This window comes from Nostoc sp. FACHB-133, assembly GCF_014698055.1.
Lineage (GTDB): Bacteria > Cyanobacteriota > Cyanobacteriia > Cyanobacteriales > Nostocaceae > Nostoc.
This window is the reverse complement of record NZ_JACJSH010000098.1, coordinates 1-17040: the sequence shown is the minus strand read 5'-3', so window position 1 is coordinate 17040 and position 17040 is coordinate 1. Positions and strand designations below refer to the sequence as shown.

Genomic DNA, 17040 nt, shown 5'->3' with positions numbered 1-17040 from the left:
CAGAGAAGGGAAAATATAGTACACAGCGTATAAGATTTAACTCCAATTCTTCTGCTTAATTTTTTGTTACATACTTATAAATTTTTCCCACGGCTTACTTACTCGTTTGGATGAAAACTCCTTATTCTCTTTTTTTTGGTCAATTGTTAACTTTCCATTTCTTAGTGTTTTAATTGGGGTGTCAATTAAATCTTCTCCACGATATCCTAAATCTCCCTTAAATTTTTGTTTTGGGTCAAAGTTATAGCGGTTTTCAAGGAAACAAAGTTATATCGCTTTTTGGTTCAGGTTCGCCAGCTACAACATCAACGATATCCTTTGCATCTGGCAAGATAATTATCTGACTTTTAAATGTATGTTTACTTGTCTTGCCAGAGTAATATTTTTCCTGTTCTTTATTATCCCCCAGGTCTTTCCCTCACTTGTTAGTAGCTATCTCCAATTAATTCATAATCCGTAAGTATTTCTTTAACTATCATCAAGTCAGATTCGTTTTTTTTACTTATTCGATTAAACTCGATGGTAGCAATTCTCTGAGTATTGGTAACCAATAGTTAAATGTATTATTCGCAGTGGACTCACTCACACCAAACTGGATACCAAGAAGCTCAAATGTAGTCAAATATCTGAGATAAACCAAAGTTAAAATTATTTTTTATTTGAGCGATAATTTTGGTTTACGGCCTCCACCACCAGCAATAATTCTCACTTTTTTGGATTCTAATATCTCTTGTTTTTCATAGTGTAATCATTCCGCATTTTGAATTAATTTTTGTAACTGTTCATACTCCAGACCAATTAACCGCTTTGTTTTTTTAGGATTCTCTTCAATATGATTCAGTATGTCGCTCATGTTTCTATGTCAAAAAAGCTATTTAATGCTCTTTTACTACAGAATGTTACTATTTTGGAGATGTCTATTAGTCGTCAGGGAGAGTTATAACTATCCCGTGATTTCAATGCAGTCGAATAGTAAAAGGAGGAAGCCGATGTCAGCTATCAACGATCTGAGTTCGCAGCAGTTCTACCACGGTACAAAGGCAGATCTGAAGCTAGGAGACCTGATCGAGTCCTGCAATTCCCCGGATGTGGGTGAGCGGGATAGGATGGCAACCTATGTCTACCTAACCCCCAACCTGGATGCGGCTATCTGGGGGGCAGAGCTAGCGATCGGCTCAGGTCACGGCAGAGTCTACATCGTAGAGCCGCTCGGTCAGATTGAAAATGCCCCCGAACTCACTGAGCAGAAGTCTCCGAAGCATCTGTCGATGTCATACCGCTCCCGCGAGCCGTTGCGGGTCACGGGAGCGGTTACGGAGTGGACTCTTTTTCATGGCACAAGGGCAGACCTGAAGCCAGGAGACCTAATCGAACCCGGTTATCACTCTAACTACGGTCAGAGGAAGAAGGCGACCTACGTTTATCTGGCTGCCACTTTGGATGCGGCAACCTGGGGGGCTGAACTAGCTCTCGGCGAAGGACGCGGCAGAATCTACATCGTGGAACCCCTCGGCCCGATCGAGGATGACCCCAATGTGACGGACAAGAAATTCCCAGGTAATCCAACGAAGTCATACCGCTCGCGGGAGCCGCTGCGGGTCATGGGCGAGGTCATGGATTGGCAGGGGCACTCTCCAGAAGCGATCAAGACCATGAAGGATAACCTTGAGCGACTGAAGCAACTTGGTGTTGAGGCGATCGAGGACTGAGTATTTTTACTTGGCTATTTTCAGGGGAAGTTGGGGTTCCCTCAGAGGATAAGGGGCGGGGAGAAATGGCACTAAGTTAAGCTGAATAGTAGGCAGCAGGGGGGCTCCAGGAGCAGGGGTGCAGAGGGAAATTTCTATTTCTTCTGTTCGTATGCCTAAAATTTCTTCTTTCTCCCCTGCTCCTCCGCTCCTGGAGCCCCCCTGCTGCCTCAACGATTTTCCCTTTTCTTAGTGCCATTCGGGGCGGGGAGAAAGGTTTTAAATCCCTTACCATGCACCCCTTTCCCTAGCCCTGACAGCACATTTTTGGGTTGGCATACAACGGTACTTGGTATTACCTCAAAACGCGATATCAGATACTAGTTTTGGTTAACATAGAAATTCCCCTGACATTGCACATATTGTATGCCCAAGACTTGGAACATCAAGATAGATAACTATATTCAAGCCAACCCCAATTGCATCATCGCCACCGCCTATGTAGACTCGTTCCCTATAGACCTGCCGCTAGAACCGAACATCCGCGAACCGTAAAAGCGCGACCTACAGACAAGTCTTCGACTCCCTGACAACCGAACCCGAAAAATTCTTCTCTCGCCACAGTGGAATCGTTCTGTCAGCTAATATTGCTAAACCTGTCAAGAACAAAACTGAACTAGAGCTAGAAGTCTTAGAAGCTAACGCGGGGGGCAGCGATGGATTCTGCCGTTTAATGAATTCGCTGAAGATTTTCTCCAATACTTGTGGAATAACTACTTCTGTAAATACTTGGTGTCGGAGAAAACAGCAGGAAATACAGTCGGAACTAAAATCAGCCGCAATCAAGAGATTTGGGAAAGTCTTTATATCTCGGCGCAAAGTTATCTAAATCAGCACTTGATGAAAATGGTTAACTCCAGCAAGCAAGAAGAAGCTCAGGTGACACAAGGTACAAACAATCTTGGGAAAAGAGAAAAGGGGTGAACTCAACGCGACTACTGTTCCCAAATAGTTTTTTACCGAACAGGGCATGAGGTGTACGGGAAACACTATTAGTCCCCATACCCTACCTGACTTTTCCAGTTAAGTCAGGAACTCTCAAAATAGCTTGGGTAATGCCATAATTAATTCTCAACAAGTTAAGTTTAATGACAAAACTTACCAGAGGTAGAACTTTGGAATGGAGGTATAGTAAGCGCTCACTGGATACCATTACAGATGATTGCGTTCTAGATTGAATTCATCTATTGCAATCTCAGCTTAATATTTTTAGCTGTTTAAATCAGGAAAATTAATTCAGCGATTTGATCTATACTTTTAGGTTCGTCTAAATATCAAAAAAAGTTAAGTTGTATGTCCAGCCTGAGTCCAGACATGGTTCGTATCTATTTGCAAGAGATTGGTCGTTATCCAATGCTAACCGCAGACCAAGAAATTGCTTATGGCAGGCAGGTACAGCAAATCATGGCAATTGAGCAAAGAAAAAATGAACTCACCCAACAACTAGATCGGGAGCCAACAATGGTCGAATTAGCTGTTGATATTGACAAAAGTGAATTGGAAATAGCTCAAATACAAAATCTTGGGCAACGAGCCAAACAAAAAATGGTGACAGCAAACTTGCGTCTAGTGGTTTCGATTGCCAAAAAATATCAGAAGCGCAATCTGGAATTCTTAGATTTGCTGCAAGAAGGAGCAATAGGTTTACAAAGGGGTGTAGAAAAATTTGACCCCAATCGCGGCTATAAGCTTTCCACCTACGTATACTGGTGGATTACGCAGTCAATCACACGGGCAATCGCAGAGAAATCCCGTACTGTACGCTTGCCAATTCATATCACCGAACAACTGAACAAAATTAAGAAAATACAGCGAGAATTATTTCAGACGCTGGGTCGTCCAGCCAGTGTTGTAGAAATTGCTGAAACTTTAGACTTACAACCAAGCCAGATTAGGGATTTTCTCAGCAGTTCAAAGCAGCCAATTTCTCTAGATATAAAGATTGGAGATAATCAAGACACAGAACTGAGCCAACTTTTACCAGATGAGGGCATATCTCCAGACGAACATATCACCAAAGAACTTTTACGCCAAGACATTAATAGTTTATTAGAATCACTCAAACCGACGCAACGTGAAGTATTAATTTTGCGTTTTGGGTTAGAGAACGATCAAGAACTAACTTTAGCTCAGATTGGAGAGAAATTGAATGTTAGTAGAGAACGAGTTCGACAAATTCAGCAGCAAGCAATCACTGTTTTACGTCGTCAAAAAACTGAAATTAAACAGTATTTAGTTTCGTAAGAAGTACTTATTGATGATATTTTTGGGACTAATTAGCGAAAAAGAAAGGCTGAAATAGGGTTACAGGTTTGGGTGTAGGGAAAGACAGAAGTCTTACTACACCAAAACCCTCTGATTTTTTTAGATACTGTGAAAAGTCAGATTAAACAAGAAGATGAATATTTTTGAAAGGGAAAGGTTCAATTAAATATCTACGTCCACCGCCTCTATAAGGTACAGGCGTACTGGGAGTATTAGATTTGGTAATCTCTGAAAATAACTGTTGTGTTTTATAAGTAGTCAGCAGTGTCTGTGATAATTTATTTATCTGTATTTGGGAATTCGGACTTAGTAAACTAAATAGAAAAGTCCAGACTAAAATATAGGGTGTAAAAGGCATAGTTAATAGCTCTATTTTATCTCTATTAACTAATACTCAGTATTTTTAGATCATCCGGTAAACATATCTAAATATAATGGGATAAATATTTTATTTTAGGGTTTAATATCGCAATATAACTTTGTTTGAATACGACTATTATATAAATCTTTGACAAAAGGACTAATGAAAAAAGTCATGAATTTGACCATGACTTTTGGCACAAAATATTTTTTATTGATTTATCAAAACAGAAATTAGGAGTCAGGATTCAAGATTCAGTTAGCCTTCTTCAATTTAATCATCTGATAATCTAGAAATTCTAATCAATCCCGGATTCAGACAACTTGTCTGGTGTAATTGGTAGGTCACGAATCCGCTTACCTGTGGCATGATACACTGCATTAGATATAGCTGCTGCTACCCCAACAATCGGAAGTTCACCCAAGCTTTTTGTCCCTAGAGTATTCACATAAGGATCGTTTTCCTCAATAAATTGTACTTCCATATTTGGGATATCTGCATGAACGGGAATCAGGTAATCAGAAAGGTTAGCATTAACTATTCTGCCCTGATTTGTATCCATTACAGTTTTCTCCATCAGCGCCATACTGATTCCCCATGTAATCCCGCCGAGAACCTGACTTCGAGCTGTCTTGAAGTTGAGAATTCGTCCTGCATCATAAACCCCTACGCAACGTCTAACTTTGATTTCTCCCAAGACTTCATCGACTGCTACTTCCACAAAGATTGCACCAAATGAGTGTTTGGCGTATTGCTTACCCTCTGGGCTAAGTGAGGCTTGCTCTGTGACTTCTAAACTTTCTAATTCGTGACGGCGCAGAATATCGGTGTAGCTGTCTCTTTTGGAATGATCGTGTTTTAAAAATATCTGCCCTGACTCGACGGTAATATCTTCTGCTTGAGATTGATAAAGTGGAGAATTTGGATCTTTGCTCGCCATTTGGATGATTCTATCCCGTGCAGCGATCGCAGCTTTATACACCGCAGGGGAAACACTAGCAACTGTAATTGAGTTACCCGTAATGGGCGCTTTCGGAAAATTGCTATCACCTAGTTCAAACTGCACTGGTAAGCCTAATACCTCAGCAGCTACCTGCGTCATCACTGTATAAGTACCTGTACCAATATCTTGGGTTCCACTTTGTAACCGCACCTCTCCACTGGCAAAAATTTCTACTTTGACAGATGCAGTTCCAACATTAGTGGGGAATGTCGCACTAGCCATTCCCCAACCAATTAGGAAATAACCATCTCGCATGGAACGGGGAATTGGGTTGCGTTGGAACCAACCAAAAATTTCTCCCCCCTTTTGGTAACATTCTTTTAGGAATTTACTTGACCAGGGTAATCCTTTGTGGGGATCGATATCTGCATGATTTTTTAGTCTTAGTTCAATTGGGTCAATATTTAAGGTGTATGCTAGTTCATCCATTGCTGACTCTAGGGCAAACATCCCTGTTGCTTCTCCTGGCCCACGCATAAAGGTTGGTGTGGCAGCGTTGATACGTGCTATACGGTATTTTATTTCCAGATTTGGACAGGCATACATCATTGTTGTTGCTGCACCAACTGGTTCTACAAAGTCATCAAATAGCGATGTTAAGCATGTGCCAATGTGATTAATAACGGTTAGTTTACCTTCCTTGGTTGCACCTAGCGTTAGCTGCTGCTGAGTTTGGGATCTGTGTCCGCAAGCAGTGTACATTTGCGATCGCGTTAGCACAACTTTTACAGGGCGTTTTACTTGACGAGATGCGATCGCAGCTAAAATAGTATGCGATCGCAACAATGCCTTACAACCAAATCCTCCGCCTAAATATTTGGAGATCACACGGACATTTTCTTGAGGAATATTCAGAACAGATGCGATCGCTGTTTGGGTTGCTGAAATGCCTTGAGTAGTTTCATACAGCGTTAAATTATCTCCTTCCCAGATTGCGATCGTTGCAGAAGGTTCAAGGGGATTATGATGTTCCATTGGTGTGGTATAAATTTGCTCCACCAGAACATCCGCTTGAGCTTTTGCAGCTTCAACATCCCCTCTAGTGATTTTACCTGGCATAATGCCAAAAAATATTGATTCGGGTTCAAATATCTCTGTATCTGGCACTGTGACTGTAGGCGGTGCTTCTTCGTAGATAATTTTAACTAAGGAGGCGGCGGTTTCGGCTTGTTCTAAAGTTTGGGCAATTACAATCCCCAAATGTTGACCATCGTAGTAAATATTATCGTCTTTTTCGGTTGGCTGAGGTTGTGGAGGCGAAAAGAAGGGGATTTTTATCAGAGATGGAGTTTGTTGGTAAGTAATGATATCTATTACACCAGGAACGATGGTGGCGGCGGATGTGTCTATTTGGATAATTTTACCGTTGGCGATCGCACTTTGAAAAATCACTCCATAAGTTAAATTTTCTATAGCAACATCGGCTGTATAGGGTGCTTCTCCGGTAACTTTGAGTTTGCCATCAACGCGATCAAGTGATTTACCGATAATTTTATTCATAATTTTTCTGTCACAACTGAAAGCGCACGTACCAAAGCGCCTTTGACTAATTCAATTTTGAATTCATTATGTGTTTGCGGTTTTGCTTCTTTAACAGCTGCTTCTCCTGCGGCTTTCAAGGTAGCTTCATTAATTGCTTTACCCTTAAGAAATTCCTCAGCATCCCTTGCACGCCAAGGTTTGGGTGCTACCCCACCAAAAGCGATTCGTGCTGATTGAATTATGTCCTGTTCTAACTCTACGGCAATAGCTACGGAAACGAGAGCAAATTGGTAGGAAGCCCGATCTCTAACTTTTAAATAATAGGACTTATATACAGAATTTGGAACTTCAATAGCAACGATTAATTCTCCAGGCTGTAATAAAGTTTCTTTTTCTGGTGTATCACCTGGTAAGAGATAAAAATCATGAATTGAAATTTGACGTTCTTTTTCTACCCCTTGGATGTAAATCATCGCATCTAATGCCGTTAATGCTACAGCTAAATCGGAAGGATGAACGGCAATACAATGTTCACTTGCTCCGAAAATAGCGTGCATTCGATTGTAGCCTGTAATTGCGGCACAACCTAAACCTGGGGTGCGCTTATTACAAGGAAAAACCGGATCGCGAAAGTAGCTACAACGGACTCGTTGTAGTAAATTACCACCCACTGTTGCCATATTTCGTAGTTGCGGTGAAGCACTTTGTAACAATGCTTGGCTAATTACTGGATAACATTCCTGAATTTTGGGATGAAAAGCCACATCACTCATACGAGAGATTGCACCAATACGAGTTACATTCGCAAGAGATATAATATCTGTTAAGGGCAAACTATTAATATCAATTAATATATTCGCTGTTTGGACTCCATCTTTCATTAATCCCAGTAAATCTGTGCCACCAGCCATAAATGCAGCAGTTTCGTTTTGTACAACTGTAGCGATCGCAGCATCTTGTGAAGTAACTTTAGCATAACTAAATGGCTGCATTTTCCATTTCCTCTAGCACATCCCGAATCGCCGCAATAATATTTGGATATGCTCCACAACGGCAAAGGTTTCCACTCATTTTTTCTCGAATTTCTGCCTCAGATTTTGGTGGTTCTTCTAATATCATCCCTACGGCTGATACAATTTGACCTGATGTGCAGTAACCACATTGAAAAGCATCATGGGTGATAAAGGCTGTTTGCATGGGGTGGAGTTTGCCATCTTGTGCTAATCCCTCAATTGTGGTAATTTCAGCGTCGATATGCATTACTGCTAGAGTCATACAGGAGTTAATTCGGCGACCATTGACTAGAATTGTACATGCACCACATTCACCATGATCGCAAGCTTTTTTAGTGCCCATCAAACCCAGCTTCTCTCGGAGTGCATCCAGTAAAGTAACGCGAGGTTCTAGTTTTACTGAGTAGGAGATATTATTGATATTTAGCGATAATTCTACTTCTTCGGAAGCAAATATTTGCAATTTCTGGGTAAGAGAGTTTGAAGTCATTGAAGCTAAAAACTTTTCTTTCATGTTGAATGATGATACTAATAGTTTATTCAGATGTTTATTGAATTTGATCTCGCAGTCCGCTTTGATTTTAGAATTGATTGGCATTGGCGGGCAAGAGTAAAGAGGTAATAGGAAAAACTTGGGGCTGAAGAAACAAGTCTCAAAAGTAGGCAACTTCCACCACAGTCTATTATTACTTTTTGTAGCTCAGACAGTTAACCTCACATTATGAATATAAACCCAACTGAGAAATTATCCCAACCTATAGTAGAAAAAGTTGCCATTGTTGGTGCTGGCCCAGGCGGTTTAGCTGCTGCCATCGCGCTGAGAAGCCAAGGGATAGACGTTCAAATATACGAAAAAGCTCAAGAGTTTCGTCCGGCTGGAACTGGGCTAGGACTAGCTCCCAATGGCTTGAATTCTTTAGATGCGATCGCACCGGGAATTGTCGAAACCCTTAAAGTTTCAGGGTGTGAGGTTCACCACACGGTTTTAAAAAATATTCGGGGAGAAACAATCCGGGTTAATGCAACCAAATACCAAGAGAAATATGGACAGCCGTTATTGACTATTTGGTGGTATAATCTACAGCAAGTGTTAGCATCTAGACTACCATCTGAGATAATTCATCTTAATCATCGCTGTATCGGTTTTGAGCAAGATGAAAACGGTGTAAAAATTAGTTTTGATGGCAAAAAATCGGTATATGCAGATTTACTGATTGGTGCTGATGGTGTTAACTCTGTAATTAGAGAAATTTTATTTGGCGAGGGTAAACCTAATTATATTGGTAGTATGTGTTGGCGTGCCGTCATCAAGTATCACCATGAGCTATTTAATGACTATGAATTAGTGTTCGTCAAAGGCAATCAACAGTTCATGTACCTTCTGAATGTGGGCGGCGGCTATATAAGTTGGATTAGTCGTAAGTTCTCTCCTGAATACTCTCTTTGCCACAGCGCCGATGAAGTCAAATCTCGTATTCTCCATGAATTGGCTGATTGGGATGAATCCTTTCGGGTGGTAGTACAAGCAACACCAGCCGAGCAAATTTGGGAGGGGCCGATTTGCGATCGCCCACCGTTAACTCACTGGAGTCAAGGCAGAGTTACACTCTTAGGCGATGCTGCCCATCCAATGGCTCCAGCTATGGGACAGGGAGCGAATACTACTTTTGAAGATGCTTATGAATTGCGAGAGTGTTTTTCTCAATCAGCTAATCTCCAAGAAGCCTTAACTAGCTACGAACAGCGTCGTATAGAGCGCACAAAAATTATTCAAGCTCGTAGTGCTTTGGGTGAGATGCGCTACTACGAATCTAACAGTGTGGCATCAAACGGGCAACGGGAACAGACAATGAGCGTTAATGATGATTTTCATAAATGGCTATATGATTACAAGCCATCTGCAACAATTAAATCCTAGTGGCAACTACTAGGTAAGATGCCTGCACCTTACAATGAATTTGCACAAAAATGATGGCAAAATTCAATACCTTAGCCAAATTACGAGGGTTCAATGGCTGTAGAAGCATTATGAATACGACCAAGAGAGGTAAGCTTGGCAAAAATCTGGGTTAATAAAATAGGCTCAGGCATTTCGGGAAGCATTTTTAACATTTCACGAACATATCGAAAGCCACGACAGTAAGCCTTCAGATCAACAATGCCTGCACCAGGATTATTTTGACGAAACTGAACTAGAAGATAATGGGATAAATTGACCATGAAAAAAGAAATATTAGCAGCATTAGTCACCGCAGTTTGACCCAGATTCATAAAATCTTCCAATCCCCAAAACTGTTTGTCATCACGAAAATTAAATTCGATTTGAAAGCGAAGTTTATAATAGTCGATGATTTTTTCATAAGACAAACTTAGGTCACTAGAAAATAGAATTACGTGACTGCGTGTATTAGTTTTGAGATTGGTTTTCACCAAAATAACTACATTCAGAGACTGGGCAAATTCAATGTGTTGGAGAGTGCATTGATAAGTTCGGGCAAGGATATCTTCGTCAATACTACTTTGACGCAAATATTCCTCAGAAATATTACGCCAGTCTAGCTTGTCTCCGTATTTACAACGGCAACGGCGATTGGGGTCAGGATTTTGGTAAGGTAGATATAAGGCTGAATCATGGCGTAACTTGGAAATGATGTGCAGGTTCACTCTGCGTGCCATCTGTAAGGCATTATTATTACCAAAATGACCATCTAATACTAAATAAGCCAGAGGGATAAAGCCAGAGATGATCTGAAATAGATTCTGGATCATCTTCTGTATTCGTAGCAATTCAGATGTCAAATTTACCGCCGTTTTATTCTTGTTCTTACTACCTTTTGATCGTCCACGTCCACGCTTTTGTTGATATTGGATTTCTCGGCTGGGCGATACACTATTTTTTTCTATATCGCTCTTTGTCACCTGTTCTATCTGAATCGGAAATGAGTGTCTTTGTTTAACACTTATTAATGATAATGTAATATTGATAGCCCTGTTATCGGCTTGCTTAATAAGCTAGAGAAGAATTTATCTAATCCATAAGTATATGCGCCCGATTTACTGATTACTACTTCGTCTCTTGCCAGCAGATAAACATCATCTGGACAAAACAGATGCCGTCGAAAAAATACCCAAAACACCGTTGCCCACGGGATGACTGTATGAAAAAATCTCAGCACTGTCCGATAGCTACCACCGATGCCTCCCCACCTTGATATTCCTAACATCGTGACTCGACCGCTCATGGCTAGCATCGCCATGATGATTTGACTCATTTGTCGCATCGTTGTCACTTTTATCTGTGGTAGTAGGCATTGCAACAATGCTAGTATGTCGAACATTGGCTGTATATAGCTTTTGGGTTGTCGTTTTGGAAGACCATAACTCTACTACATCAGCCCTCCCTCTTCATACTCTTTTTTTGGCAAAGGTATTGTTCATCAAACTTATTCTCGATGGGAGCAAACAGCAAGTAATTATTCTCAGAATAAGAATTGCTGTATAGTTTGAGGTATTGCCAGATTATCCTCTCAAGAGTTGCTCTATGATTGCTCTACCTGGTATTGCCATTCAAAACAAGATATATGAAAGTTCTAACTCTCTAGTTTATCGGGGCATCAGAGACGATGGAGTAGGGATCGTCGTCAAAATGCTGAAGCTTGATTATCCTTCTCCCCAAGAATTGACTCGCTACAGACAGGAATATAAAATTACCCGCTCCCTAAAATTAGAAGGAGTTATCAAAGCATACAGCCAACAGGACTATCAACGCACTCTGGTGATTCTCTTAGAAGATTTTGGGGGAGAGTCCCTAGAGCAATGGATGCACAAGCGTCCAGATATGTTCTGCCCCATGCCTTTATCCACTTTTTTACGTCTTGCGATCGCCCTCACCGACATTCTAGGCAAAATCCATGCAGCCAATGTCATTCATAAAGATATCAACCCTGGAAACATAGTCCTCAATCTGGATACTGGCATTGTCAAAATTATTGACTTTGGAATTGCCACCCAATTTAATCTCACGAATCCGACTTTCAAAAGTCCTCATGTGTTGGAAGGAACACTCGCATATTTATCTCCAGAGCAAACAGGACGCATGAACCGTTTGCTCGATTATCGAACTGATTTCTACTCGCTGGGCGTGACATTTTACGAACTGCTCACCGGACAACTACCATTTTCCAACAGAGACGTGCTGGAGCTAGTTCATTGTCATATTGCCAAACATCCTATTCCGCCTCATGAAATAAATACAACGATTCCCAAGCCCGTTTCAGATATCATTCTCAAACTGATGGCAAAAAATGCTGAAAATCGCTATCAAAGTGCCTGGGGCATCAAAGCGGATTTAGAAATCTGTGCTGAACAATTAGCAGAAATCGGTCAAATCTCTAGCATTCAACTGGCGCTTCAAGACGTTTGCGATCGCTTTCAAATTCCTCAAAAACTGTATGGGCGGGATAAGGAAGTTGCAATGTTACTGGCGGCGTTTGTTCGCGTAGCATGTCCAGAGTCAAATCCTGTTGCTGCTTTACCAAACAATTCAGAAACAACTTCACAAACCCAACAAACGGGCAACTCAAAATTCCAAGTTGAAATGATGTTGGTATCTGGTTATGCTGGCATTGGGAAATCTGCGTTAGTGCAGGAAATCTATAAACCAATCACCCAAAAGCGTGGCTATTTTATCTGGGGTAAATTCGATCAATTTCAGCGCAATATTCCCTACAGTGCGATCGCATCTGCCCTGCAAAAATTGGTACGGCAATTACTTAGTGAGCCAGACGAGGAAGTGCAACATTGGCGATCGCTCTTACTTACAGCTTTGGGAAACAACGCACAAATCATCATTGATATCATCCCCGAAGTTGAATTAATTATCGGCAAGCAGCCCCCTGTACCAGAAGTTGGAGCAACTGAAGCTCAAAATCGCTTTCATCGGATTTTTGGGCAATTTGTGCGGGTGTTTTGTTCAAAAAACCATCCCCTGGTGATCTTCTTAGATGATTTGCAATGGATAGACTCAGCAACACTGAATTTAATTGAGTTGATGCTGCTGGATGAGCAAGCCCAATCACTATTTTTGATTGGAGCTTATCGAGATAATGAAGTGAAGCCAACGCATCCATTAGCATTAATGCTAGAAAGACTGCGAAAAAAAGGGGTAGTACTTCAGGAAATTATCTTAGCACCCTTAACGCTTGAACCGTTGAATCAGTTGATTGCCGAGACGCTGCATCGGAATGCAGACATCGTTTGTCCCTTAGCCCAGTTAGTTTTGCGTAAAACTGAGGGCAATCCGTTCTTTGTCAATGAATTTTTGAGAATGCTGTATAGCGAAAATCTGCTGACATTTGATGCACAACACTTATGCTGGCAATGGAACATAGCTGATATTCAAGCCCAGGATATTACCGATAATGTAGTGGAGTTGCTACTGCTCCAGTTAAATAAATTACCAGACAACACACAGCAGATTCTCCAGTTAGCAGCTTGTATCGGTGCTGAATTTAATTTAAATACGTTAGCGATTATTTGTGATCAACCACCTGAAACGGTTTTTCAAGATTTACTAGCAGCCATACAAGTTGGATTAATTCAACCACTATCTGAATTAGATGAAAACTTATTAATTCAAGAGTATAAGTTCTTGCACGATCGCGTCCAGCAAGCTGCTTATGCCCTAATCGATGAATCGCACAAACAGGTGGTTCATCTGCAAATCGGTCGCAATCTGCTGGAAAAAACGTTGCCAGAGGAGTTATCAGAGCGGCTGTTTGAAATTGTCGATCATCTCAATTTAGCGATTGATCTCGTCGTCTCTGGGCAGGAACGAAACAGCTTTGCCAGACTCAACTTAATGGCAGCCCAAAAAGCCAAAGCGGCTACTGCCTATAGTGCAGCTTTGAAATATGCGATCGCAGGCATCGAGTTACTCGCAACCGACAATTGGCAACAGCAGTATGACCTCAGTTTGGTTCTCCATGAAGAAGCAGCAGAAACTGCCTATCTATCCGGTGACTTTCTGGCGATGGAGCAATGGGTTGCTATTGTTCTGCAAGAAGCCAGAACCATTTTAGATGAAGTGAAAGTTCATGAGGTCACAATCAAAACCTATGTAGCACAAACTCACAAGTTAGACGCAATTAAAGTCGGGTTGCAAGTGTTGGCAAAACTAGGGCTGAACCTGCCAGAATTGCCCACAGAATTGCAGATTCAACAAGCACTTTCAGAAACAGAAGAAGTTCTGCAAGGAAGGAATATTCAAGATTTGGTGCATTTACCATTAATGACAGATGCCAGTAGATTGGCAGCCATGCGGATTATTTCAAATATCGCTTCTCCTGCCTTTCAGGCTGCACCTGCACTGTTTTGGCTGATGGCATGTGAGCAAGTCAAGTTATCGATTCAATATGGCAATGCACCCACTTCTGCGGTTGCCTATTCTTGTTATGGAGTCGTGATCACCGCAGCAACTCAGGATGTAGAGAAAGCTCATCAGTTAGGTCAACTCGCCCTCAACCTTGTGGAACGGCTGAATGCGAAAGAACTTAAAAGTAAAACCTTTCTAATTGTTGCGGAAGGCATCAGCTTTGGAAAGTCTCATTTTAGGGAGATTGCATCCCTATTGCAGGAAAGTTACTCTAGCGGAGTAGAAACCGGAGATTTCGGATTTGCAGGTTTAGCAGCTTACCAAAAATGTGAGTATTTATATTTCAGTGGATTAGAACTGACAGAATTAGAACAGGAGATGGAGAATTACAGCCATGCGATCGCCCAATTGAAGCAGGAAACTTGCTTAAATTACCATCAAATCTTTTGGCAGGCAGTGCTTAACTTACAAAGACAGGTTAATGACCCCTGCTGTTTACAAGGCGTTGCTTACAATGAGCAAGAGGGATTGAACCGCTATTTAGCAAATAATGATTCTCTGGGATTTCAATATTTCTATATCAACAAGCTGATCCTCTGCTATCTATTTGGGCAGTTTACTCAAGCGTTAGAGAGTGCAAATGCGGCCCAGAGGTATCTCAAAGGTGCGCCAGGGCAAGTAACGATGCCACTGCTCTGCTTTTACGACTCTTTGGTACGACTAGCAATTTATTCATCTGTTCCTGATTCAGAACAAAAAGTATTTTTCCTAAACGTGAGCAGCAACCAGGAAAAAATGCATAAATGGGCGCGTTATGCGCCGATGAATTTTCTGCATAAATATCATTTAGTCGAGGCAGAAAAAGCGCGAGTTTTAGGTCAGTTGCTTGAGGCAGAAAAATTATACGAACAAGCGATCGCTGGAGCTAGAGAAAACGGATATATTCAGGAAGAAGCCTTAGTTTACGAATTAGCTGCTAAACATTATCTGGCGCGAGGTTTGGAAAAATTTGCCCAGATATATATGAAGGAAGCTCACTACTGCTATGAACGGTGGGGCGCAACGGCAAAGGTCAGGAATTTGGAGGCTGATTATCCTCAGTTTTTTCCTCAATCAACAAGTGTGACCATGTCAATCCACACTACTGCTGGAACTACCTCTAATACCTCTCATGTTGCTCTCGATTTAGCAACAATAATGAAAGCATCCCAAGCGATTTCCAGTGAGATTGAACTGGAACAACTGCTCCATACCTTAATGCAGATCCTCATTGAAAATGCTGGAGCGCAAACCGGATGTCTGCTTTTAGAAAACGCAGGAGAATGGACGATCGAAGCGACCTGTGAAATCACTGAGGGTGTACAGGTCTGTGCAACCCAAGTACTGCAATCGACTCCGATCGCAAATCGTTTACCTGAATCGATTATTCATTATGTGATTCGGACTCATGAGTCGGTCATTCTCAATGATGCTACTCGTGAAGGTAATTTTATCAATGATTCCTATATTCAACACCACCAGACTCAATCAGTCTTTTGTTTACCGCTGCTCAATCAAAGCAAGCTCATCGGTGTGTTGTATTTAGAAAATCAGTTGGCAACTGGGGCATTTACACCGGAGCAATCGCAAATTCTCAGCCTACTTTCTACCCAGGCAGCGATCGCAATTGAAAATGCCAAACTCTATGCAAAGCTACGTGAGAGCGAAAGCAGGATGACTCAATTTCTAGAAGCAGTTCCGGTAGGAATTGGCATCGTCAATGCAGAGGGTCGCCCTTATTACGCCAATCAACGGGGCATTCAACTCATGGGTAAAGGGATCGATCCTGCTGTGCCGCCGGAGCAAATCTCAGAGGCTTATCAGTTTTATGTGACGGGAACGGATCGAATCTATCCCACTGAAAAACTGCCAGCCATCCGTGCGTTGAGCGGCGAACGCACGACCGTTGATGACATGGAAATTCGCCAAAATAACGCAACAATTCCAGTTGAGGTTTGGGGCACTCCAGTCTTTGACGAACATGGCAATGTGGTTTACGCGATTGTAGCCTTTCAAGATATCACTGAACGCAAACAAGCCCAGAAACTGCTAGCCGACTACAACCAAACGTTAGAACAGCAAATTACTGAGCGGACTTTGCTCCTTTCGCAGGAGATTGAAGAGCGCCGACGAGTGGAGAATGCCTTGCGACAAAGTGAAGAGCAACGCAGGCTGACGATGGACTTCACGCACATCGGTAGTTGCAACTGGAATATCATAGAGAACAAAATAGATTGGAACGACAATTATGCTCGATTGCTGGGGTTAGTTCCCGGTGAGGTTGAGAGCAGCTATCAGGTATGGCGCGATCGCGTTTATCCAGAAGACATTTATCGGGTTGAACAAGCTATTACAACAGCTCTAGCAACTCATACTGATTTTGAAGTTGAATATCGAGTCATTCATCCAGATGGCAGTATTCATTGGTTGGTAGGCCGAGGTCGAGGCGTTTATGACACAGATGGACAGCCTGTGCAGATGTTAGGAATAATTCTTGACATTAGCGAACAGCGAAACGCTGCACTGCGCGAACGCAAACGCGCCCAGCAAGCCTCCATTCTGGAAGAACGCAACCGGATGGCGCGAGAAATTCATGATACACTAGCTCAATCGTTCACGGGTATTTTACTTCAGGTTAGAGCAGCAGAACAGGTACTGGCGGATGATCCGGAAGCAACCCAAGTACATCTGGAAATGATTGAGGAACTAGCACGCGCTGGGCTAGCAGGGGCGCGGCGATCCGTATCAGCACTCCG

General features: G+C 42.0%; 10 protein-coding genes and 1 pseudogene. 5 read left to right on the top strand and 6 right to left on the bottom strand.

Annotated elements, in window-relative coordinates; all coding sequences use genetic code 11:
• Window positions 1-502 precede the first annotated feature (502 nt).
• A complete protein-coding gene (locus H6G86_RS39255; RefSeq protein ID WP_242065143.1) occupies window positions 503-622 on the bottom strand; it encodes a helix-turn-helix domain-containing protein in 120 nt (39 codons plus the stop codon).
• 220 nt (window positions 623-842) lie between these two features.
• Between H6G86_RS39255 and arr the strand changes: the two genes are divergently transcribed.
• From arr to H6G86_RS35690, 3 genes are all read left to right on the top strand, one after another.
• Window positions 843-1709: an NAD(+)--rifampin ADP-ribosyltransferase gene (gene arr, locus H6G86_RS40285; protein WP_524538523.1), complete on the top strand. Its 867-nt coding sequence runs from the start codon at window positions 843-845 to the stop codon at window positions 1707-1709.
• Window positions 1710-2480: 771 nt separating this feature from the next.
• On the top strand, window positions 2481-2672 hold the full coding sequence (locus H6G86_RS40280; protein ID WP_520449131.1) for a hypothetical protein: 192 nt from the start codon (window positions 2481-2483) through the stop codon (window positions 2670-2672).
• A 369-nt stretch (window positions 2673-3041) separates the two neighbouring features.
• The gene (locus tag H6G86_RS35690; protein WP_190938325.1) at window positions 3042-3992 is read left to right on the top strand and encodes an RpoD/SigA family RNA polymerase sigma factor; all 951 of its coding nucleotides are present in this window, start codon (window positions 3042-3044) and stop codon (window positions 3990-3992) included.
• A 142-nt stretch (window positions 3993-4134) separates the two neighbouring features.
• Here H6G86_RS35690 and patX read toward each other — a convergent pair whose 3' ends face one another.
• The 4 genes from patX to H6G86_RS35670 form a co-directional block, all read right to left on the bottom strand.
• A complete protein-coding gene (gene patX, locus H6G86_RS35685) occupies window positions 4135-4371 on the bottom strand; it encodes a heterocyst-inhibiting protein PatX (RefSeq protein WP_190938324.1) in 237 nt (78 codons plus the stop codon).
• 301 nt (window positions 4372-4672) lie between these two features.
• Complete coding sequence (locus H6G86_RS35680) at window positions 4673-6877, bottom strand: xanthine dehydrogenase family protein molybdopterin-binding subunit (protein WP_190938323.1); 2205 nt, start codon at window positions 6875-6877, stop codon at window positions 4673-4675.
• A complete protein-coding gene (locus tag H6G86_RS35675) occupies window positions 6874-7851 on the bottom strand; it encodes an FAD binding domain-containing protein (protein WP_190938322.1) in 978 nt (325 codons plus the stop codon). The genes H6G86_RS35680 and H6G86_RS35675 overlap by 4 nt, the downstream gene beginning before the upstream one ends.
• Window positions 7838-8362 (bottom strand): (2Fe-2S)-binding protein, encoded by a 525-nt coding sequence (locus H6G86_RS35670; protein ID WP_190938321.1) that lies wholly within the window; start codon window positions 8360-8362, stop codon window positions 7838-7840. Before H6G86_RS35670 ends, H6G86_RS35675 begins: the two co-directional genes overlap by 14 nt.
• A 231-nt stretch (window positions 8363-8593) precedes the next feature.
• Here H6G86_RS35670 and H6G86_RS35665 point away from each other — a divergent pair, with 231 nt between their 5' ends.
• The gene (locus tag H6G86_RS35665; protein ID WP_190938320.1) at window positions 8594-9790 is read left to right on the top strand and encodes an FAD-dependent oxidoreductase; all 1197 of its coding nucleotides are present in this window, start codon (window positions 8594-8596) and stop codon (window positions 9788-9790) included.
• A gap of 80 nt (window positions 9791-9870) precedes the next feature.
• On the opposite strand, the pseudogene H6G86_RS35660 reads toward H6G86_RS35665, so the two are convergent.
• A pseudogene (locus tag H6G86_RS35660) lies at window positions 9871-11210 on the bottom strand (transposase).
• 203 nt (window positions 11211-11413) lie between these two features.
• On the opposite strand from H6G86_RS35660, the gene H6G86_RS35655 reads away from it, so the two are divergent.
• Window positions 11414-17040 (top strand): AAA family ATPase (locus H6G86_RS35655; protein WP_190938319.1); only part of this gene is annotated, 5627 nt, incomplete at its 3' end.